18 protein-coding genes are annotated in these 21,748 nt (G+C 54.6%); 13 read left to right on the top strand and 5 right to left on the bottom strand.

The features are described 5' to 3' along the window. Window positions 1-3: 3 nt before the first annotated feature. Together FHS21_RS24675 and FHS21_RS24670 are read left to right on the top strand one after the other, a co-directional pair. On the top strand, window positions 4-885 hold the full coding sequence (locus FHS21_RS24675) for an alpha/beta hydrolase family protein (protein ID WP_376772205.1): 882 nt from the start codon (window positions 4-6) through the stop codon (window positions 883-885). A gap of 124 nt (window positions 886-1,009) precedes the next feature. After that, window positions 1,010-1,432, top strand: coding sequence for a hypothetical protein (locus tag FHS21_RS24670; RefSeq protein WP_112528324.1), 423 nt, complete (start codon window positions 1,010-1,012; stop codon window positions 1,430-1,432). Between the two features lie 47 nt (window positions 1,433-1,479). Here FHS21_RS24670 and FHS21_RS24665 read toward each other — a convergent pair whose 3' ends face one another. Both FHS21_RS24665 and FHS21_RS24660 read right to left on the bottom strand, forming a co-directional pair. Beyond that, complete coding sequence (locus FHS21_RS24665; RefSeq protein ID WP_112528322.1) at window positions 1,480-2,391, bottom strand: diacylglycerol/lipid kinase family protein; 912 nt, start codon at window positions 2,389-2,391, stop codon at window positions 1,480-1,482. 71 nt (window positions 2,392-2,462) lie between these two features. Further along, window positions 2,463-3,761, bottom strand: coding sequence for a glucoamylase family protein (locus FHS21_RS24660; protein ID WP_112528320.1), 1,299 nt, complete (start codon window positions 3,759-3,761; stop codon window positions 2,463-2,465). A gap of 155 nt (window positions 3,762-3,916) precedes the next feature. Here FHS21_RS24660 and FHS21_RS24655 point away from each other — a divergent pair, with 155 nt between their 5' ends. The 4 genes from FHS21_RS24655 (at window position 3,917) to FHS21_RS24640 (ending at window position 9,581) form a co-directional block, all read left to right on the top strand. Next, the gene (locus FHS21_RS24655) at window positions 3,917-4,612 is read left to right on the top strand and encodes a fumarylacetoacetate hydrolase family protein (protein ID WP_112528318.1); all 696 of its coding nucleotides are present in this window, start codon (window positions 3,917-3,919) and stop codon (window positions 4,610-4,612) included. Between the two features lie 302 nt (window positions 4,613-4,914). Next, the gene (locus tag FHS21_RS24650) at window positions 4,915-5,394 is read left to right on the top strand and encodes a hypothetical protein (protein WP_112528314.1); all 480 of its coding nucleotides are present in this window, start codon (window positions 4,915-4,917) and stop codon (window positions 5,392-5,394) included. A 186-nt stretch (window positions 5,395-5,580) separates the two neighbouring features. Next, window positions 5,581-8,202 (top strand): bifunctional lysylphosphatidylglycerol flippase/synthetase MprF, encoded by a 2,622-nt coding sequence (gene mprF, locus FHS21_RS24645; RefSeq protein ID WP_112528312.1) that lies wholly within the window; start codon window positions 5,581-5,583, stop codon window positions 8,200-8,202. Continuing rightward, window positions 8,199-9,581, top strand: a complete 1,383-nt coding sequence (locus tag FHS21_RS24640) for a virulence factor family protein (protein ID WP_183664594.1) — start codon at window positions 8,199-8,201, stop codon at window positions 9,579-9,581. Before mprF ends, FHS21_RS24640 begins: the two co-directional genes overlap by 4 nt. Window positions 9,582-9,623: 42 nt before the next feature. Here FHS21_RS24640 and FHS21_RS24635 read toward each other — a convergent pair whose 3' ends face one another. Both FHS21_RS24635 and FHS21_RS24630 read right to left on the bottom strand, forming a co-directional pair. Further along, window positions 9,624-11,423, bottom strand: coding sequence for a GGDEF domain-containing protein (locus FHS21_RS24635; protein ID WP_112528310.1), 1,800 nt, complete (start codon window positions 11,421-11,423; stop codon window positions 9,624-9,626). 144 nt (window positions 11,424-11,567) lie between these two features. Then, window positions 11,568-12,317 carry a DUF1868 domain-containing protein gene (locus FHS21_RS24630; protein ID WP_112528308.1) on the bottom strand — a complete coding sequence of 250 codons (750 nt, stop codon included), beginning with the start codon at window positions 12,315-12,317 and terminating at the stop codon, window positions 11,568-11,570. 248 nt (window positions 12,318-12,565) lie between these two features. Between FHS21_RS24630 and FHS21_RS24625 the strand changes: the two genes are divergently transcribed. The 4 genes from FHS21_RS24625 to FHS21_RS24610 all read left to right on the top strand — a co-directional run bounded on the left by FHS21_RS24625 (window position 12,566) and on the right by FHS21_RS24610 (window position 16,962). After that, on the top strand, window positions 12,566-13,585 hold the full coding sequence (locus FHS21_RS24625; RefSeq protein WP_112528801.1) for an iron ABC transporter substrate-binding protein: 1,020 nt from the start codon (window positions 12,566-12,568) through the stop codon (window positions 13,583-13,585). A 208-nt stretch (window positions 13,586-13,793) separates the two neighbouring features. Beyond that, on the top strand, window positions 13,794-15,308 hold the full coding sequence (locus FHS21_RS24620) for an ABC transporter permease (RefSeq protein WP_112528306.1): 1,515 nt from the start codon (window positions 13,794-13,796) through the stop codon (window positions 15,306-15,308). Beyond that, a complete protein-coding gene (locus tag FHS21_RS24615) occupies window positions 15,305-16,366 on the top strand; it encodes an ABC transporter ATP-binding protein (RefSeq protein ID WP_112528304.1) in 1,062 nt (353 codons plus the stop codon). Before FHS21_RS24620 ends, FHS21_RS24615 begins: the two co-directional genes overlap by 4 nt. Before the next feature lie 23 nt (window positions 16,367-16,389). Next, entirely contained in the window at window positions 16,390-16,962 is a 573-nt protein-coding gene (locus tag FHS21_RS24610) for a DUF1349 domain-containing protein (RefSeq protein ID WP_112528302.1), read from the top strand. On the opposite strand, the gene FHS21_RS24605 is transcribed toward FHS21_RS24610, so the two are convergent. Then, window positions 16,959-17,663, bottom strand: a complete 705-nt coding sequence (locus tag FHS21_RS24605; RefSeq protein WP_112528300.1) for a GntR family transcriptional regulator — start codon at window positions 17,661-17,663, stop codon at window positions 16,959-16,961. The genes FHS21_RS24610 and FHS21_RS24605 overlap by 4 nt on opposite strands. Before the next feature lie 83 nt (window positions 17,664-17,746). Here FHS21_RS24605 and FHS21_RS24600 point away from each other — a divergent pair, with 83 nt between their 5' ends. Genes FHS21_RS24600 through FHS21_RS24590 form a run of 3 tightly spaced genes read left to right on the top strand, consistent with a single transcriptional unit; the run spans window position 17,747 to window position 21,666 of the window. Further along, complete coding sequence (locus FHS21_RS24600) at window positions 17,747-19,345, top strand: sugar ABC transporter ATP-binding protein (RefSeq protein ID WP_183664592.1); 1,599 nt, start codon at window positions 17,747-17,749, stop codon at window positions 19,343-19,345. Next, window positions 19,342-20,664 (top strand): ABC transporter permease, encoded by a 1,323-nt coding sequence (locus FHS21_RS24595; RefSeq protein ID WP_183664590.1) that lies wholly within the window; start codon window positions 19,342-19,344, stop codon window positions 20,662-20,664. The genes FHS21_RS24600 and FHS21_RS24595 overlap by 4 nt, the downstream gene beginning before the upstream one ends. A 33-nt stretch (window positions 20,665-20,697) precedes the next feature. Continuing rightward, the gene (locus FHS21_RS24590; RefSeq protein ID WP_112528294.1) at window positions 20,698-21,666 is read left to right on the top strand and encodes a substrate-binding domain-containing protein; all 969 of its coding nucleotides are present in this window, start codon (window positions 20,698-20,700) and stop codon (window positions 21,664-21,666) included. Window positions 21,667-21,748 lie beyond the last annotated feature (82 nt).

Raw genomic sequence — 21,748 nt, 5'->3', positions numbered from 1 at the left:
GAAATTCGCTTGATCAGGTCCCTTATTCTCGGCGCACTGGCTTTGGTTTGCCTTTCGAGCCCCGCGGCGGCATTGCAGCTCGAACCCTACAAAGATGATCTCTTTGCCTATCCCGGAATTCTGAAGACCGGCGACGGTGGTGACTATGTCGTGGTCGACTATAACGAAATGCGGGATATCAACGGTCGCGATCAGGTGCCGGAACGACGCGTCAAACAGAACTACATCTCACTTCAGCCGAAACGTTCGCAAAAGGACCTTGTCGTAATGACAGACAAGGGACCGCTAAAGGTCATGACGGTGGGGAAACTTTCCGGCGCGTCTGTCATTACCATTTATCTGCACGGCCAGGGCGGCAATCGCCAACAAGGCATGAACGACTTCACATTCGGCGGTAACTTCAATCGCCTGAAAAACCTGATGGATCGCAATGGAGGACTCTATATCACACCAGAATTTAGTGACTTCGGAGACAAGGGCGAAAGCGAAGTTGCGGGTGTGATAGATTATTTCAAGGCGCAATCGCCACAAGCAAAACTCTTCGTCGCTTGTGGATCGATGGGCGGCTCATTGTGCTGGAAGCTGGCGCAGGATGCCGAAACGTCCACGCACATCTCAGGCCTGATCATTCTCGGATCGCTATGGGATGAGCACTTCATCGGATCTGCTCCGTTCAAACGTCGTGTGCCGGTCTTCTTCGGCCATGGCAGTCGTGATCCGGTTTTTGGCGTCGAAAAGCAGCAGGCATTCTACCAGACGATACGGACCTCGGCACCGGGGTATCCCGCGCGGTTTCATCGATTTGAGAGCGGCAATCATGGTACGCCAATTCGCATGACCGACTGGCGCGGGGTACTCAACTGGATGCTGTCGACCTCCCGCTGACGTACTGGGATGGACTTGTGGCAATAAAGTCCCATTGTGGCAGTTGTGCCACTAGACAAATGATAAAAACCGAATAGTTTCCGGCCTATATCCAATCCTGCGATAAGACTTTGCGGAGAGAACCATGCGCCTGCCTACCGATATTTTAAGCCGGATTGCCCCTTTGGCAGTCCTTATTCCACTGGCAGCATGTTCTACGACCGGGGCACCCAGCATGATGCCGACCATGCCGACTTTTGCGCCCGTACGTCCACCTGTGAACGCCGCTCTCGCTCAACCGTGCATTGCTGCAGCATCTTCCAAATATTTCATGGGCGAAAGCAACATCAAGGCCGTCGATGCCGAGCCAATGGGTGGCGGCCTAAACCAGGTGCGTTTGAAGGTCGATATTCGCGATGCAATGTGCACCGTTACCGACAAGGGTAAAGTGCGCTCTGTCGTCGACACAATGCCAAAGAGCGCCGATCAGCTTGCTGCCGAAGAGGCGGCGGCGAGGAAGGCGGCTGGAGAGCCGGCGCCAGTCAAGAAATCCAAGAAAAGTAGCTGACATCGTATTCAGCTGGACTGAACGGCGCGGTCAAAACCGCGCCGTTTTCATATGGAAAGTGTGTCTTGAGGGACAAGCACCTGAAGTTCTCCCGCGTGAATGACAATTTTGACGTCCCGTGGGAGAGGGATCAACTCTCCGTCGATAGTCGCTTTTGCGCTGCGCCGCAGGTGTGGAAAGTGCAACTCAACTTCCTTGGCAAGAATTTCGTCCACGTCGGGATTGCGGCGCCACGACCCGGTCAGAACGCTGAACGCCAACTTTGCTATAGTGCCAGGGGTCAGGCCTCCGGCAACGTAGACGCCCAATTCGCCGTGGTCGACGTTGTCAGGTACCGGTAAAACGCCGCTACCATAAGGATTATTCGAAATCGAGATAGCGGAAACGGTTCGCTCTATCGGGGTGCCGTCGATGACCATGCGCACGGCGAAGCGCGGCGGATTGCCCATGGCTTTGGCGAATGCGCGTATGCTTGCAAGACGCTTACCCCAGCGGGAGCGATACTCCAAGGTGTTGCGAAGCTTGATCATTTGCGGCTGGAAACCAATCGAAAACTGGTGAACAAAGCTTTCCTCATTGGCGGTGGAAATGTCGACCGCCTGAATGGTGCCGCTGGCCAGGCTTTCCAAGGCTGCATTGAGGTCCAGCGGAATTTTCAAGGCGCGTGCAAAGAGGTTCATGGTTCCAGCGGGAAGTACAGCGAGCGGCACCTTGGCTTTCCAGGCAACATCAGCGGCGGCCGAAATCGTGCCGTCGCCGCCTCCTGCCATCAGAACGTGCTCGCCCGCTTCGGCCGCAACTTTTTGCAACGCCCTCACAATGCTTTTGCCAGCTACAATCTCGCTCTCAAACGTATGGCTATGCTTTTCAAAAATTTCCTTGGCTGTTTCAGCGAACAACTTGATATCCATGGTGCGAAACGTACCGCCATCGCGGTTGAAAACAGCATGGATTTTCATGTTTGATCCTTGATTGGGAGGACGCGGAGTTCGATCAGAAGATGATCAATTGCCCTGACAGAAGCAATGCCTCAACCCTTGTTTGGTTCCCGTGGTCCGCCCAGATGAGGGCTTGCAAAGCCAAGGTTTTGGAGAGAATTTTGGATTTCCGGCGCGCTCATGAAGAGCTTCCACAGTAGGCCGCTTCTGTGGTTTTCGATCATGGCGATGGTAGGGCCCTGGTCTATCGCGAGGTAGGTTCTGGCAAACCATTTTCTGGAAGGCGAAAACGCATCGACGAAGCCAAACCTGCCGTTCACCTTGCCATGGGGGAGTGTCAGGAAATGGCGCAGGGCGCGCATCGAGAATTCTGGTACGTAGGGCAGGCTGCTGAGAGCGGCAGTGGGCGCAATCAAACCGAAATCTGAACCGGGCGAACTTACCCGGTAGCCTCTCGGACCGTGACTGGAAGATAGGCCCCAGCAATCTTGACCATAGCCGATATAACCATGTGGATTGTGAACGCTGTGCATGTAGTTGATTTCCGCGTGGCTGCAATTTTGCAACCAGTAATCGGCGTATTGGTCTGTAAGCCCACGCGGATCCAGGCCGCAGAAAGAATAGTGCGCAAAGAACATGGGGCCGCCAAAGTCCGGGCCGAGTGGCAACCTGACGCCATAATAGTGTCGCCCATTGACGAAGGCGCCATCTGACGCAAAACCTTCATGATAAATCTCTGGATCGATGCCATGGTCAGGGGAGGCGGCAGCCAGAATGTAAGTGATCAACGCTTCGTTCCAGCCCCGGATCGGCACATTGCGGGCCCAACCAAATTTTGGACTGTGGTGCCAGTAGAGAACCTTTTCCCCCGGTTTGATGTGGGAATCCCACTGGACCGATCGCCACAGCCGATTGATCCTGTCACGCATGGCGGTGTCTTTGGGGCCGTTGGAGGCAAAATATTGCCGGACACAAATCAGTCCTTGAACGAGAAGCGACGTTTCAACCAGGTCACCACCATCATCCAAGCGGGTAAAGGGTACGGTCGTGCCATCCACACCATTGATGAAGTGCGGAAAGACGCCTCGATAGCGTTTCGTGCGTTCGAGCACCGACAGCATCTTTTCAATACGGACCTGTGCCTCATCGCGTGTAATCCAGCCGCGCTCAACGGCAACGAGGATAGCCATGAAACCGAAGCCGGATCCGCCAATAGCGACGAGGTCATTAGTTGGATCGGACGTCCGGCCGGAGCGGTCGCGCGCGAGACCGCTTTGCGGATGAGCGCCTTCCCAGAAATAGCGGAAACTCGCCCGCTGGACTTGTTCCAGCAGGAAATCATCGCTGTCGTCCGCATGTAACGGATTTCGCAAATCAAGTCTCTGATGCATGGGAAAGGTCGGAATCCTTGTTGAGGGCTTTATGCCGCTGCCTATGACAGGTTGCATTGGCGATTTGTCTGATCTCTATAACACCTAGTATGTGTCATGCTGTCTGAGAAGACTGAGATCGAGATCAGCCAATTAATTTGAGGTGAGGCGTAAGAATGCATCAGAATGAATTTGTTTTCGAGCCGCTTCCGCAACCGTCCTTGCCGGTTATCGGCTCTGATAAGCTGTTTCCGGTTCATAGGATTTATTGCGTCGGGCGGAATTATGCCGATCACGCCATCGAGATGGGACATGATCCTGACCGCGAGCCGCCGTTTTTCTTCCAAAAAAATCCGGATTGCCTTCTCACTGGTGGCAGCGATTTCCCCTATCCGTCCGCGACAAAGGATGTCCATTTCGAAATGGAAATGGTTGTTGCGCTCGGAAGGGGTGGCTCCGACATTGCCACTGAAAATGCGCTCGATCATATATTTGGCTATGCGGTTGGTCTCGACATGACTCGCCGCGATCTGCAAGGGGAAGCCAAGAAGCTTGGCCGTCCTTGGGAAGTTGGAAAGGCATTCGAAGCTTCTGCGCCCTGTTCGGCTGTGGTGCCTGCCACACACATCGGTCATCCGGCCAAGGGAGCAGTCTGGTTGAAAGTCAACGGAGCTGAACGACAGCGCGGCGACCTGGATCAAATGATTTGGAAAGTGCCGGAGACGATCAGCTACCTCTCGACACTGTTTACGCTCCAAGCCGGTGATCTCATCTATACGGGTACTCCAGCTGGCGTGGGCGCGATTTTGCCTGGCGACGAAATGATTGGAGGGGTGGACGGAATTGGTGAAATACGCGTGCGTGTTGTCTGACGCTGATGTTTTGTCAACGAAATGAAACAGTTGCTTCTGCCAATCTGCAAAACGCGCAAAATAAATTTCATCGCATTGTTTTCGAAAAACGCCGCAAATATTCCAACGAATAATTCAGTTTTGGCTCAGAAATGGATGTTTCCGCGCGGATTTCCCGTTGTTGATTTCAACTGCAGTGATAGTGTGTCGGCTAAGTATAAAAAGCTCAAAATTCTGTGAAAGACCTGAGTATTGTCTTTGCTGAAAAATGCTCTATTGAGGAACTTCCTTAGTCATAATTCTGTCACTTAAAGTCACGCTTCATGAACCACCGCATTCTTTTTGGCTCTTATCCCATCCCGCGTTTCGCGGGGATTGTCAGCCATAATTTTGTTGTCTGGACCGATGACACCGGCAGGCCACTCTACGAAATCAATGGTGGTGCTGCCCATGCGGATGGCAGTTTCAATTATTGCGCGATTCGCGGGCCCCTGACTGCGGTGGTCACTGACTATGCGAAACGCGACCTCGTATATTGTCCTGAATTCTATGTGCGGCCTACATCGCGCACGACGCTGCTTATGGAAGGTAGTGTGTCATCCATTGCCGCGCGTTGGCGCACAGCAGTGGATGTTGCCGAGCGGATCCGGGTGTCCAAGCTGCGTTACTCCTTTCTCGTTCAGAACAGCAATTCTGTTGCGACAGCCATTGCTGAAGGCATGGGACTAAAACCACCATCAGCCGCCGTCGGTCGTGTCAAAGCACCGGGAAGCCATCGCCACCTGGTCCTGGATGCAGCTTAAGTCGAATCGACCCTATCACCAGTATTCAATTAACAGGTCCAACGTGTTTAACCGGCGTTGATGCGGGTGTTGTTTAATTTGCCTTTTCTCGGCTCAATCCCGCCATTATTGCAGGGCTAATGACGCCGTCACAATTTCATGGTGAAATCAAAATTACTTAATCCGTTTCTGGCTCCGGAACCCCTTATGACGTCCATTCCTGGCAACGACAAGCAAACACGCAGGATCGAAGCTCGCGCGCAGTCAAGACTGCCGTGGGGCAAAAAGACAAAATCCGCATTGTTCGCGTTTTTCGGAATAGCAGTTGCCGTGATCGGCCTGCTGGTTCTGGATCATCTTTCTAGCGGCATTTCTATCCGTGATGTCAAGCAGTCCCTCCATGCCATACCAGGCAGCGTCCTGATGACTGCGCTATTCTTTACTTTTGTGAGTTTCGCCGCCGTTGCGCTCTATGATGTGGTTGCTGTCGAAACCATCGCACCGGGGCGGGTGCCCTATCACATCTCAGCCATGGCGGGCGGTGCGGGATATGCAATCTCGAACGCTCTCGGATTTTCCCTGCTTACCGGCGGCGCACTTCGCTATCGGGTCTATGCTGCTGAAGGCATCGATATTGCCGATATTGGCCGGATTATCGGTACGTCCTGGATGGCGATCTGGTTTGCTTTCACCATCCTGATTGCTGTCGCCCTCGTCATCGATCCCTCACGGATACCCTGGATACTATCGTTCGGACCGGTTCTCGATCAACTGATCGGTATGTTGGTTCTCCTTGCCGTGGCGGTCCTGTTGTACTGGCTTTCTCGCCGCGAGCGCACGCTTAACATCGGCCGGCTATCGGTTCGCTTACCCTCGTCGCAGGGCGCCCTGCTGCAGATTTTGGCCGGTCTGGTGGATGTGGCCGCGGCCGCTGCGACGCTCTATGTCCTGCTTCCGGCAGGCTCTGTAAACAGTATTCCAGCGTTTGCTCTTGTCTACGTGGTCGCTGTCGCACTTGGTATCATCAGCCATGCACCCGGCGGCATCGGTGCATTTGAAGCGACCATTGTTGCGGGCCTTGGGTTGGGGCAGAATCCCGACGCTATAGCGGCGCTTGTCGCATATCGCGTCATCTACACCCTCATTCCGTTTCTGGCGGCGATAGCTGGTTTCGTCGTTTCTGAAGTCTTGCGCCGCCGCCATCTCATTGCCGGCCCAACCATTTCCGCTGTGCGAATGTTCGAGCCGCTCATCCCGCCGCTCTCGGCTGGCATCGCCTTTCTTGGCGGTATCGTTCTGCTTATTTCCGCGGTCATTCCCGATCTTCACCACCGGCTGGAAATGCTTGCCGACGTATTGCCCTTACCATTTCTGGAAATGTCCCATCTTGGCGCGAGCTTCGTCGGGTTGGCGTTGCTGATCGTCGCGCGGGGCCTCGCACGGCGTCTCTGGCGCGCCTGGTTCCTCGCGCTGATCCTTTTCAGCCTTGGGGCAATCTTCGCATTGAGCAAGGCCTTTGCCTGGGAAGAAGCGCTCATGCTTGCTTTGATGGCAGGCACGCTTCTGTTATTTCGCGATTCATTTTATCGCAAACCGCTGGGCGAGCATTTCAGCTTGTCCTGGGGCTGGCTGGCCAGCGTCGGCACAACGGCGTTTGCCATTCTCTGGCTCGGTCTTTTCGCCTATCGGCATGTCGAATATGCGAATGAACTGTGGTGGGAGTTTGCCTGGGATGCGCAGGCATCGCGTTTCCTTCGCGTTTCTGTACTCATCCTGACCGTTCTCGCGGCGATAACGATCAATACGATCATCAATGGTGTTGGCCGGAGTAAACTGCGCGCCCAGCCCATCCCGGAACAAGTGCCAGATCTCGTTGCTATGTCCCCGAGCGCTTCGGATGCGCTTGCTTTGCTTGGTGACAAGCGCTTCCTGATGGATCCCAAAGGCAAAGGCTTTGTCATGTATGCCCGTTCGGGCGGAAGTCTGGTTTCAATGGGGGAACCAGTGGGCAGCGATGATGTGATTGCCGATCTGGCCTGGGCTTTTCGAGGACTGGCAGATCGCACCGGTACTAGAACGGTATTCTACGGGGTAGGTCCGGAAAGACTGCCTCTGTTCCTGGATATGGGATTGACTGCGCTGAAGCTTGGCGAAGTCGCACGCGTTGACCTTAGCGATTTCTCGCTTGAGGGCTCCAAGCGCCAGCCCTTGCGCTATGCCGCCCGGCGTCTGGAAAAGGAAGGGATCAGCTTCGAAATCCTTCCAAAAGGCCAAACCGCGGATATCATGGATGAGCTTCGCGCCGTGTCAGACGCCTGGCTCGAAATGAAATCTGGTTCCGAGAAGCGTTTCTCGCTCGGTTCGTTCGAAAATGCCTACCTTTCACACTTCGACATTGCAGTCCTGCGCAAGGAAGGCACGATCGTGGCCTTTGCCAATGTGTGGCGCGGTGCAGGTAATCAGGAAATTGCCGTCGATCTGATGCGGCATGTGCCTGATGCATCCAGCGTCATCATGGATGGGTTGTTCGCCAACCTCCTGATGGCTGCGAAGGGCGAAGGCTATCGCTGGTTCAATCTTGGCGCTGCGCCCCTGTCAGGCCTTTCCGATAGCCATCTCGCCTCCCGGTGGAACCGTATCGGTTCATTTATCTACCGCCGCGGCGCCGAATTTTATCGGTTTGACGGACTGCGCGCTTTCAAGGATAAGTTCGGCCCGAAATGGACGCCCTATTATCTGATTTGCCCCCCGGGCCTCGCGACACCTCGCTCGCTGATCGATGCGACAAACCTGGTGAGCGGCAGCCCCTTCGAGGTCTTTAAACGATGAAATTTATTCGCAGGCCCTACCTCTTCGCTATACTTGCATTTGTCATCGTTAGCGTTGGTCTTTCCGCAGCGCTCCATTTTTTCCCTTGGTTTGGTCTCGGGTCTTCGGGTAGCCGCATTCTCATTTCGTCCGAGCGTCTTAACGACGTCCCGCTGTTGCAACCGGCTGGCAAGCCAACAGGTATTGCCATCCTGGTGTCGCAGAAGGGTGGTCTCGGTGCTGACGATGAAACCTTGACGAAACTGCTGCTGGATCGCGATTTTCTCGTACTGACGGTTGACCTGGAGAAATGGCGCAAGGAACTCGATCAGGACACGGGCGATTGCACCTATTTTGTTTCCGATCTTGAAGGCATAGCAAAAGAAGCTCAGCGCCAGATTGCTGTCGATACCTATATGCATCCGGTGGTTATCGGAATCGGCGAGGGTGGGGTCATGGCTTATGCGTCGATGTCCGACGCTCCGGCCGCGACGCTCGCTGGTGCGATTTCAGTCGATCCATCTGTGGCGCTCAAAACGAAGCTTCCCTCGTGCGAAGGTGCAGACTACGAAGCCGTTCCGGGCGAGGGGTTCAGCTATTCCTATGACGCCGATCTACCCAATCCGGCGACGATTGTGCGAGAGAAGCCAGACACTGATCCCAAGGGTCCTCCGAGTGCCGGATTTTTTCTAGCGCAGGAAAAAATTGGTGCCACCAAAGCTGAGCGGTTTGTAATAGCGGCTGACGCAGCAGTCGATATTGCCAAGGAAGATGCTTCAGCGGAGGCCTTGCCCACCATCGACGTTCCTGCCGCTGATGGCCAGGCTAAATACCTCGCGGTATTCTTCTCCGGCGATGGCGGCTGGCGTGATATCGACAAATCAGTTGGCGACATCATTGCGAAAAAGAGTGTGCACGTGGTCGGCGTAGATTCGCTCCGCTATTTCTGGTCGCTGCGCAAACCGGAAGACATTGCCAAGGACATTACGAGGATTGTCGCCAAAGCTGACCCCTCCGGCAAATTGCCCGTGGTTTTGCTCGGCTATTCCTTCGGCGCCAATACGATCCCGTTCTCTTGGCCCTTCCTGCCGAAACAGCTGCAAGACCGCATCAGTCTTGTCGGCTTGATCGGCACGGAAGAGACCACGCCGTTTCAGGTTTCTGTTGGTGCGTGGCTTGGCTTGGGCGGCGATAATGAGGTAGCACCGGCAGTTGCGAAGCTGCCGCTGGACAAGGTCCTATGCGTTTATGGTTCGGAAGAAGATGACACGGCATGCACGGCTCCATCGCTTTCTGCAGTTCAGAAGATCGAGCTTGCCGGCGACCATCACTATGATGAGAAATATGAGATGCTTGCTGGCAAGCTGATGGAAGCTGTTGCATCGCGGCAGCCAAAGTAACGATCATGTCGCGGCCTGGGCTTCTGTCCGTGGGCCGCGACGCTACATTTCGCTCAATCCGCTAAAAACCAGACCTGCCACGCTTTCCTTTGCCGAAGCCTTGATGGCGGCGATTGATGCGCTAACGCGGTTTACGTCGACCTGCATATGGCCTTGCGCGATTTCCAGTACGGCGACGCTGCAGCGCATCAGCGGGAATAGACGTTCGCCGCCCGTCCTGTCATGGGCGAGGATAACACCAGCTGCGCAGTCTTCCGGGCTGTAAAGTTCGCAGACTTTGACGCTGAAATCTAGCAACAGTTGTGTCAATACTGGTTCCAGCTCGCCGCGTGTTCCTCCTGTTATGCCGACAAAAAAGTCATCGCCACCGACATGGCCCAGGAATTTGTCTTCTCCGACGAAATGGTGTCTGAGCAAAGAGGCGAAAAGAGCAATGGCGAGATCGCCCTTCTGAAAACCATAGTGATCGTTGAAGGGCTTGAAATTGTCGAAGTCGAAATAGCAGAAATAGCGCGCGTCGGAGCCGTCGCGCATGACATCCTGGACATAGTCGCGAATGGATCTGTTACCCGGAAGGCTGGTCAGCGGATTCTGGTCCTGGGCCGTCTTGAGTAGCTTTTCATTGATGATTTTCAAAAGCGACGACGCTGAAAGCACGCCCGCATAACGAAGATTTTCTGTCAGGATCACGCAATCGCTGCCATTCATGCCGGCGAAGATTTTCAGCATTTGCTCCGCAGGCGTATTGATATCGGCAATGGGGGCCTCGGTAACAAAGTGCGCGATCCCGCGCTGATAGATGCGGTTCTTTAATAGGTCACGACCGAACGGGTGATAAATTCTCCCTTTGACATGATGCTCGTGCAGTACGCCGCGTGGCTCGTCATTAGCACCGAGGATGGGAAAGAAGCTTTGCTGCGGGTTGTTGCGGAAAAGCTCGAAGACCTTGTCGAGATCATCATTTTCTCGCACGGCAGGCAGGCGCTGTACCTGCGCTCTGATCAGGATGCTATCCAGCGTTGTGGTCTGCCTGCGTAAGGATCCCGCCTGTTCGAGGTGAGGATACGAATCCTGCAATTCGCCAAAATGGGTGGTAGGGCGTGCGATGAAATATCCTTGCACGAGATCACAGCCAAGTTCCCGGCAGATTACAAATTCTGCTTCGGTTTCCACTCCTTCAGCGATGATCCTGGCGCCAAGCATATGCGCTGTCTGAACGATCTGTTTGACGATGTGCCGTTTGCGCGGTGTAGAATCCAGCTTTGACACGAAATGGCGATCGATTTTGACATAGTCCGTAGCATAGTCGCAGAGCAGCTTGAGGCCGTTGAAGCCGACACCAAAATCATCGATGGCCAGCTTGAAACCGGAATGGCGCAGCTTTTTGATGAGTTCAGAAAAGGTCGGATCCTGAGCGTTGTCGAAGCGTTCTGACAGTTCGAAGCAGATTGAGGAAGGGCGTATCCCTGCTTTGGTTAAATGATTGGTGAGCCGTTCCACGATATCGCTGCCGAGGCCAATGAGCCTTGCATCCATATTGATAAAGAGCATTCGCTGGTTATAGCCGGGCAGTCCGCCGAACTCGGCAAAGGCGCGACTGTTGATCATTTGCTCAAGTTCCAGCAATTGATTGACGTCGTGAGCTTTGTCCAGAAGTTCCAAAGGTGATTGGAAGCCAAGTCGGTCATAGCCACGCATCAACGATTCATAGCCAAATGTCGCACCGCTTGCGGCTTCGACGACGGGCTGAAAGGCGGTTTCGATAGCTAGTTTTGCGAGTGTAACGAGCTGATCATCGCCAAAACGACACAAAACCAACATTTCCGCTGGACGAAAACTCATGGGAAAACTCCGGGGAGGGGTAATTATTTAGATGTATATTTTCCCCTGATCCTTCAATTTTCCGTTTCCCAAATATGACAGTTTTATGAAGTTATGGGCTGCGGCGCCCGGCAGTCGACGCAACCGGAACGGCGATGCGCATGCTTATTTCGCCATGCTCGACGCAGATGCTAGATGATGCTTGTTGCCCAGAACCAGCAGTTCTTCAAAGTGGTTCATGTCATTGAAGCTGCAAAAGGCGGGTGGATGAATTTCAACAATGGGCGCTGTCCTCTCAAGATAGAGCAGACACTCGTCCAGCAGCTCTTGCCAGACGGGAAGGCGCTCATCAGCTAACCAGTCAACGGGATAAGCGAAGGTGATATGAAAGACATAGTTGTCGTGATCTGGATGGCGGTAGCCGAACGGAACGGCGAGTGCGTCGCGCCATTTCTTGATGAGAGCTTCGTCTTCCGAACTTGCTCCAGTGACGGTCAGACCCACGGGAGTGACGTCAATCACCTTGATTTTGAACGACCCTAAGCCTCCGAATGGGTTGAGACGGTCCAAATATAGACGGGTCATCTCGTCAATGTTGGTATTGAGAGGAACATCCAGCGGCCAATACGGCAGTGCGCGGCGATATTCGATGATGCCTTGAAACAACGTCATGTGCAGGCTGGATATAGGTGTGAACGTCAGTTTACCGGCGTCGGGCATCGACAGCATGCGGTTTCGCACCTCAATGACAGCGCGCTCCGAGGCCGAACCGTCCACCAGATGACAGATCACAGTATTACCTGGTTCCGGCAGGAAAGTTCCCTTCGCGTCATAGCGTGTTCCCAAATGGCGGGGCGTGTCGAAATTGCTGCTGGCGGCGTATCGGGCGAGGGACGGTTTGATGGATTGAGACATACAAATTCCATGGCATGCGGTTCGCTTTGAGCGATATTTGAGAGTCGGTGCGAAACGCACAGTGAACCCCAATTTGCCCGGTGTATTTGTCAACGATATGAACGCAATCGGGTGCAGTAGAAGTCGCTGGTGCATGCCACTCGGCAACCGTTCTCAATGCGATATAAGTTGACAATTTTCATCATAAATGATTATCGGAAAGCAAGTGTAGCTGTTCAAGCCGCATGCTCATAAAAACGGAGGTCGCCATGAAATTCTCTCTATCATCTTTGGCCGGAGTTATGGCTTTTGCCGCCGGTCTTGCCGGCTCAACAATGCTGGCAACGGCGCAGAGTGAGTCGGAAGGCATTGTCGTCTATAACGCACAACATGAAAGCCTGACCGAAGCCTGGGCCGCTGGCTTCACCAAGGAAACGGGAATCAAGGTAACCTTGCGCAACGGTAGCGATATGGAATTCGCCAACCAGCTTGTCCAGGAAGGAGCAGCGTCACCTGCGGACGTGTACCTGACCGAAAATTCACCGGGTATGGCGCTCGTCGACAACGCCAACCTGTTCGAGCCTCTGAACGCCGATACGCTTGCTCAGGTGCCCGAAAATTATCGCCCGGCCAATGGTCATTGGGTCGGTGTTGCAGCCCGCTCTACCGTTTTCGTCTATGACAAGAACAAGCTGACCGAGGACAAACTGCCAAAGTCCATGCTGGATCTCGCGGACGCAAGCTGGAAAGGCCGTTGGGCAGCATCGCCGTCCGGGGCTGACTTCCAAGCAATTGTCGGTGCGCTTCTCCAGCTGAAAGGCGAAGAAGCAACCGCTGCTTGGCTAAAAGCAATGAAGGAAAATTTCACTCCCTACAAGGGCAACAGCACTGCCATGAAGGCCGTCAATGCCGGCGAGGTCGAGGGTGCAGTTATCTACCATTATTATTACTTTGGTGATCAGGCCAAGACCGGAGAGAACAGCAAAAACATCGCCTCACACTACTTCAAGAATGAAGATCCGGGCGCATTCATAAGCGTCTCAGGTGGCGGCGTTTTGGCCTCCAGCAAGCACAAGGAGCAGGCACAGGCATTCGTAAAGTGGGTTACCGGCAAAGGCGGCCAGGAGATCCTGCGAGACGGCACTTCCTTCGAATATGCCGTAGGTGAGGGAGCCGCATCCAACCCCAAACTGGTTCCGCTTGCTGACCTGCAAGCTCCTAAAGTCGAGCCGTCGAAGCTCGACAGCAAAAAGGTCACCGAGCTGATGACTGCTGCTGGTTTGCTCTAGCCGTAACACTCTGGTCGAGCTAACAGTTCGCCAGCGACATCCCCGGTGCTTCCATCGGGGATGTCGCTCAATTCCAGGCAGCTATAGTCAGTTGTTGACTGAACTATAGCCGCAACAATGAAAGCAATTTACTTTGCCGCCAAGCCAGTCACTTTACCAGCCAGGCGACGTTCTCCAAGCTTCCCACCCGCTCATCCGGCGCCGGTGGATGTCGAATGGGCCTATGGTTCTGGCAGCAGCGATCGTTTCGCTTGTCTCGCTGCTGCCCGTCGGGTTTGTCATCTGGATCGGCATACAGACTGGCTGGGAAACCGCCTCGACCCTGATTTTCCGGCCGCGAGTGGGCGAGCTTCTGATCAATACCGCACTGCTGCTCGCGGTCACGATCCCGATATCCATCATCCTTGCAGTCACGCTTGCATGGCTCACGGAGCGCACCGACCTGCGAGGAGCGCGCATCTGGTCCTGGTTCGCAGTAGCTCCACTTGCAGTCCCAGCTTTTGTGCAAAGCTACGCGTGGGTCAGCCTGATACCCGGCCTGCATGGGCTTTTCGGCGGCGTTCTGGTGTCGGTTTTGGCATATTTTCCATTCTTGTATCTGCCGGTTTCCGCCCAGCTCCGCCGGTTGGATCCGGCAATTGAGGATGCGGCCGCTTCTCTGGGCAACGGTCCGTGGCGTGTCTTCTTTTTCGCAGTGTTACCCCAATTGCGTCTCGCTATTTGCGGGGGCTCGTTGCTCATCGGGCTTCATCTCCTTGCCGAATATGGTCTCTACGTCATGATAAGGTTCGATACGTTCACGACGGCCATTGTCGATCAGTTTCAGTCGGCCTTTAATGGTCCCGCGGCCAATATGCTTGGTGGCGTGTTGGTCGTTTGCTGCTTCGGCCTTTTGGGCCTTGAAGCACTTTTGCGAGGCAATGAACGCTATGCCCGGGTCGGCTCGGGTGCTGCACGCGATCCGGTCAAATACAGATTGGGTTTGTTGGCGATACCCGCCTTTCTGATTTGCCTGATCACAGCCGGGCTGTCTCTCGGCGTTCCATTCGTCACTCTCACCCGTTGGCTGTCTCTCGGCGGCATAGGCAGCTGGCGCCTAGACCTGATTGGCATGGCTCTTGGCCAAACCATCATATTTGCAGTTGCAGGCGCTCTACTGACCACAATCATCAGCGTGCCAATGGCTTGGCTTTCAGTTCGAGCGCCGGGCCGCTTTCAACGGATTATGGAGGCGTGCCACTACTATGTCGGATCTTTGCCGGGAGTGGTGGTGGCATTGGCACTGGTGACCGTAACCGTACGCGTCGCGCTTCCTCTTTATCAGACAGTATTTACGCTCCTCCTCGCCTACGCCCTGCTATTCCTTCCCAGGTCGCTCGTTGGTTTGCGCGCCAGTATTGCGCAGGTGCCGGTCGAGCTTGAGCAGGCAGCCATGGCGCTCGGACGGTCACCCGCGCAGGCAGTCAGGCAGATTACCATGCGCCTTGCTGCTCCCGGCGTTGCGGTCAGCATGGCACTGGTAGGCCTGGGAATAACCAACGAGTTGACGGCGACGCTGATGCTGGCACCAAACGGCACCCGGACGCTTGCGATGCAGTTCTGGTCGCTTACCAGCGAGATTGACTATGTGGGTGCGGCACCCTACGCGCTCATGATGGTGCTCTTGTCCCTGCCCATGACGCTTCTGCTTTATGCACAATCGAAAAGAATGGGTGGACGATGACATTTCTCACCGTCACCGGTATCAGCAAGTGCTATGGAAAAGTCGCCGCTCTCGACGATGTCACCATCGATGTGCCGGCGGGCAGTCGCACCGCTGTCGTGGGCTCCTCCGGGTCTGGAAAAACTACGCTGCTACGTTTGATCGCTGGGTTCGAAGTACCTGATACCGGTCGGGTCGTGTTGGACGGAAGTGTTCTGGCGAACGGACCGGCCGTGGTGCCTGCACATCGTCGCAGTATAGGCATCGTCGCACAACATGGTGCTTTATTTCCGCATTTGACTGTCAGCGACAACATCGGGTTTGGGCTCGAACGAAATACTCCGCAACGCGACAAACGCATTCTGGCCCTGATGGATCTGGTCGAACTCACACCGGCTATGCGGGATAGACGTCCGCATCAATTGTCAGGAGGTCAGCAACAGCGTGTTGCACTCGCTCGCGCACTGGCCAGACAGCCGAAACTAATGCTTTTCGATGAGCCGTTTTCTGCTCTTGATGCAGGTCTCCGCGAAGGTATCAGGTCATCGGTGGCCGAGGTGCTGCGCACTCAGAAGATCACCGCCATATTGGTTACCCACGATCAGGCCGAAGCTCTCTCGTTTGCCGATCAGGTAGCCATTTTGCGCGAAGGCAAGCTTCTGCAAGTGGGTTCACCCGAAGATCTCTATCTGAATCCGCGCGATCCATACACGGCCGCCTTTTTGGGTGACGTCATCATCCTGGATGCACAGCTCAATGATGGCTGGGCCGTTTGCCCACTCGGCCGTATAGAAACCAGTTCACTTCGCTCAGGTCCTGCGAAAATCATGCTGCGGCCGGAGCAGGTGGTTCTTTCTCCGGTGTCTGTTGACGCCAATGATGATACGGGTTTTTACGGGAATATCATCCGGACTGAATTCGGCGGTGCTTCATGTTCTATCGCCATTTCATTGGCCGGTAAGAGTCACGATACGCTGGACAAGCCTTCGCTGGTGATCAAGACGACAAGTATCAATTTGCCCGCGGTTGGGAGTCGTGTTCAGATAGTCGTGCTTGGTAAGGCACATGTCTTCGAATAAACATAAGTGCGAGATCTGGATCCATGGGCAATATGTTCAGCTGGTTGAATGAACCGGCGGCCTTCAGCGGCGATGCCAACGAACTCCACCTCGCGACCAAGGAAAAGACCGACTTCTGGCAGCAGACGTTTTACGGTTTCGAGCGTGACAATGGCCATGCCTATTTGACGCCGGTCAGTGGTGATTTTACGGCCAGCGTTACGGTTTGCGGTGACTATCAACAGCTCTATGATCAAGCGGGGCTGATGCTGCGCATCGACCCACAGCGTTGGATCAAGACCGGGATCGAATACACGGATGGTCTGATGCATTTCAGCGTCGTGGTCACCAACGGCACGTCGGATTGGTCCGTCATCCCCCTTCATGGTTCGACTACTAAAGATGAGATAAACGTGCGACTGACGCGTCACGGGGATGCAGTACGGGTGCAGTTCTCTGTCAATGGTGGAGCATGGCAACTCGCCCGTCTGGCCCCGTTTTCATCGGGTGACGCTTCAGTAGGTATGATGGCGTGCTCACCAGAGAGAGGCGGTTTCGAGGCGACGTTTCGCGATCTGACTGTCGGTTCTGCCATTTCGCGCAATCTTCACGACTAGCTTCCAAACAGTTCCGGGCGTTTATTTCTAAGATGCAAGAGCATTTTGCCCATCTGGGCTATATGTGCTTCCATCGTCTTGGCGGCCTTGTCGGGATCCTTGTCGGCTATGGCCGAGATGATCGCCTCGTGCTCTGCCAAAGTCTCGATCATCCGGGTTTCGTAGTGGAGCAAAAGTCTTCTAACGCGATCGATCTGACTGCGTTCCTTTGAAGCGATCTCACGCAACCCCACTAGTCCTGCAGCATCGCAAATAAGGTCATGCAGCGCTTCATCGAGTTCGTAGAACTGTTCGAAATCCTGCTTATCGGCGGCCTTTCGCTGACGCTCCAGATTCTGCCGAAAACGAGCGATGGTCTCAGGGGTTGCGCGTTCCGCAGTGCGGCGAATCGCGGCTGTCTCGAGCGCGACACGGACGAATTGCGCCGTTTCTATCTTATCGAGCCAAAGCCGCGCAACGAAGGTTCCCGTCTGCGGGTAAATCTCGACAAGGCCCTCATCCGCGAGTCGGTTTATTGCATCGCTGACCGGGGTGCGGGAAACACCCAGTTGCGCCGCAACAAGCTCCTTGCGAATGGTTTCGCCCGGTGACAACTGCGACGAAATGATCGCCTGTCTCAATATTGTATAAACTTGGTCCTTGCGCGTGACCGAGACAACTTTTTGCTCTTTGAAGTTTCTGCTCGGAGAACGAAGCTGCAAGTTCAGACCCCCATTGTTGTTCTGCGAAAATCCGATGAACGCTCAAAACTAAAATATTTGACTCTGATCCAATAACATCTAACATGTTACACACCAACTTGAAAGAATGTTTTGGGAGGAGCATTTTGGAGAGCCAGTCCCCAATCGTCTCGTTGCGCGGGATCAGCAAATCCTTTGCTCACGTCGTGGCCCTGCGAAGCATCGATCTTGATGTCTATGCCGGTGAAATCCATGCTGTGATGGGTGAAAACGGCGCAGGCAAGTCAACACTCGTCAAGGTTTTGAGCGGAGTTCATCGTCGAAGCGGCGGACAGATGACGGTTCGTGGACGCGCGGTCGATTTTGCGACGCCCAAGGAAGCGGAGCGCAATGGCATCGCGATCATCCACCAAGAGCTCAATCTTATTCCAAGCCTCAGCGTTTCAGAGAATATTTTTCTGGGACGGGAACCGCTCAAAGCCGGGTTGTTTATCGACTACAGGGAAATTGAAGCCCGAAGTGCAGAAATTCTCGCAAGGTTCGGCATTGATATCGACCCACGTGTGGACGTCGAGAATTTGCGTGTTGGAGAGCAGCAACTCGTGGAGATTGCACGCGCGCTTTCCCTGGATGCGGATGTGCTTGTGCTCGACGAGCCGACATCCGCCTTGTCGGAGGCAGAGGCACAGCGCCTCGCCAGCTTCGTTCGCGGACTGGCGCGCCAGGGGGTGGCGATTGTCTATATCTCACATCGTATGAGTGAAGTTTTCGCTCTGGCTGACAAGATCACTGTGCTGCGCGACGGCAATTTTATTGCAACGCGGCTCTCTGGCGATATCAGTGAGCGCGATGTGATCCGCATGATGGTTGGACGAGAGCTGAAAAAGCAGGAAAAGAAAGCATCAGTGACCGGCAATCCGTTCGTATTGTCCGTCAAAAATCTCGGCCTTCAGAGACCGAATTCCCGCGGCCGGATTCATGATGTGGTCGATGACGTGAGTTTCGACCTTCATGCCGGTGAAATACTGGGCATTGGCGGTCTGCTTGGCTCGGGCCGGACCGAAGTGCTGGAACTCATATTCGGCTCGGCAATTGGCAAGCGCTCAGGTTCGGTCCAGCGTTCTGGAGCGAGTTCTGACGCTCAGTCACTTACGCCCCGAAGGTCGGTGGCCAGGGGGGTCGCATTTCTCACAGAGGATCGCAAAGGTACGGGTCTTTTGATGCAGGCAGACATTCGATCGAACGCTGTTCTGCCTTCGTTGCCATGGATTGCGCCGCTCGGCTGGGTGACACGATTTCAGGAGAATGCCGTGGCCAACCGGATGATCAGGGCTATGCGCGTTCGCTGCCAAGGTCCGGATCAGCAGATCGACGAACTGAGCGGCGGAAATCAGCAGAAGATCGTTCTTGGCAAATGGCTCGAAACTAAGCCAAGCGTTGTTCTGCTTGATGAGCCGACGCGCGGGATCGACGTTGGGGCAAAGGACGAGATCTATGACCTTCTGAGAAAGCTTGCCCAATCAGGGGTGGCCATCGTGATGGTCAGTTCGGAACTGCCGGAACTGCTAGCACTTTCAAACCGGATTCTTGTGATGTGCGAAGGCAGGGCCGCGGGGATCATCGAGAGTCAGGAGTTCTCGGAAGAACGGGTAATGGAGCTTGCGACACCCTTGGGAAATGCCCTCACGGGAGAGGCTGCATGACGAATACAAGCGGGCAGATCATGCAATCATCAAGCAGCACCGAACGGTTGAAGAGCGTTCTGAAGTCCACAAAGCTTTATTGGGGACTGGCGCTGCTCTTTTTGGTGGGCGTTATCTCCTCTCCCGTCTCATCAAAAGGTCATAACATCTTCTTGTCGTTTGGAAATCTTTCCGACGTATTCAGACAAATCTCCGTTACCGGCATCACCGCGGTAGGGATGACGCTGGTTATTCTGATCGCGGGAATTGATCTTTCTGTTGGCTCAGTGCTAGCTTTGGGGTCTGTGGTCTGCGCCATGCTCTTGACCAATGAAGGCTGGTCCTCCGCCTATTTGCTAGGTGTCCCAGCGATATTCCTGCTGGCGTTTTTAGTGGTGTTTGGTGTTCTCAGCTTCGGAACAAAGTTGCAGCGAAGGGCTACACTCGACGCAGGCACGAACCCGCCGGCCATCTCAAAACCGCTGCTGGGCATTGCCGCAGCAGCTGCTCTTGTCCTGGCATTTGGGGTGGCATTGACCTCGGAAGGGAAGGCAGGAGTTTTCCTCGTCCTCTTGGTCGTGCCGGCAGTCGGTTTCATGCTTGGTACTATCAACGGATTGATCATCGTCGGGGGCCGGTTGCAACCCTTCATAGTCACCTTGGCCATGATGGTCGCCGGCCTCGGAATCGCACGATTGACTGCAGGCCAGAACACCGCCGTCTGGCCCGTTTACACGGGAAGCAATGCCACGGAAGATTTCGAGGCACTGCGCTCGTTGATATTCGGCATCATCCCAGTCCCGGGTGTCATCTTCGCCGGCATAATCGTGCTTTTCTGGCTGATCCTGAAATTCACGAAATTTGGGCGCTATGTGTACGCAATCGGGGGAAACGAAGAAGCTGCCCGCTTGGCCGGTGTGCCTGTTTGGCGTGTAAAGATCACCGTCTATGCCATATCGGGCTACCTGGCTGCTCTGGCCGGTATTCTTTATGTTGCGCAGTATCGGCAGGGAAAGCCGGATGCCGGGACGGGACTTGAGCTCGATGCCATCGCGGCCGTTGTCATTGGCGGTACGAGCCTAATGGGCGGGCGAGGGTCGATGATCGGCACGCTCGTTGGTGTCCTGATATTCGGGTTTCTCAGCAATATCCTCCAACTCAACAACATCGACAGCAACACCCAGCTTGTTCTGAAGGGCGCGATCATCATCATCGCTGTTCTTCTCCAGGAGCGGCGTTCCAGCGGATGGTTGTTCTTTCTGTCGCAACTCCGGGCGCGCGATGCGATCGACAAATCCGGGCCCAATCAAATCAAGAATCCGCGAGAATCGGGCGACTGACTCACAGCAGTTAAACCTAAAGGGAGAGAGAAAATGAGCATTAACCGCAGACAATTTGCAAAATGGGCCATGGCGACAGCCTTGATCGCGCCGCTCGCATTCAACGCGTCCGTCGCAGGTGCGAAGGATAAGTATGTGATCGGTTTCAGCCAGACGACGACCGTCGAGCCTTGGCGCGTCCAGTTCAACAAAGACCTCGAGGCTGAAGCCAAGAAACACGCCAATGTCGAGCTCCTCGTTGCGGACGGGCAGGATAAGACGGAAAAACAGGTCGCCGATGTTGAAAACTTCATTCGCCAGGAAGTTGATGCGATTTTGATTTCTCCGAAGGAGTCTGCAGGTCTGACAGGCGTTGTCGAGAAAGCCATGGATGCAGGTATTCCGGTCATAGTACTGGATCGCAACGTCGATACAGAAAAGTACACGCAGTGGATCGGCGGCGACAATGTCGTCATCGGGGAAGCGGCGGGTAAGTATGCGGTCGAACTCCTTGGTGGCAAAGGTAAAGCCAAGGGTACAGTCGTCGAAATTTGGGGCGGGCTCGGCACGCAGGCCAGCCACGATCGCAGTAACGGCTTTCACAAGAACACCGACGCTGAGCCAGGGATCAAGTACCTTCTCGACAAGCAGTCAGGCGACTGGAAGCAGGATCAAGCCTATAACATCATGGCGACTGCGCTGCGCAATCATGAAGACATAACGCTCGTCTACGGTCACAATGATCCCATGGCTTATGGCGCCTACCTGGCCGCAAAGGACGCCGGCCGCGAGAAAAACATTCTCTTTATCGGCGTGGATGGCCTACCGAACGAAGGCGTTCAATGGGTGAACAAGGGGGAGTTGGCCGCGACGTTCCTTTACCCAACCCCCGGGGCCGAAGGTTTGCGTCAGGCTCTAAAAGTGCTTGCAGGCGAAAAGGTGGAAAAGAAGATCGTCCTGGATACGCAAGCCATTACCAAGGAAAATGCTCCAGAGATACTGAAAGCCAACGGGCTACAATAATCAAAAGAAAACGGCAGGTCGCGCTCAATGTGCGGCCTGTCAATATTTACCCTATCCTTCGTTTTTACGCCGAATTCTATTT

The organism is Phyllobacterium trifolii, from assembly GCF_014192095.1.
In the GTDB taxonomy this organism is placed as follows: domain Bacteria; phylum Pseudomonadota; class Alphaproteobacteria; order Rhizobiales; family Rhizobiaceae; genus Phyllobacterium; species Phyllobacterium trifolii.
This window is presented reverse-complemented; position numbering and strand designations above follow the sequence as displayed.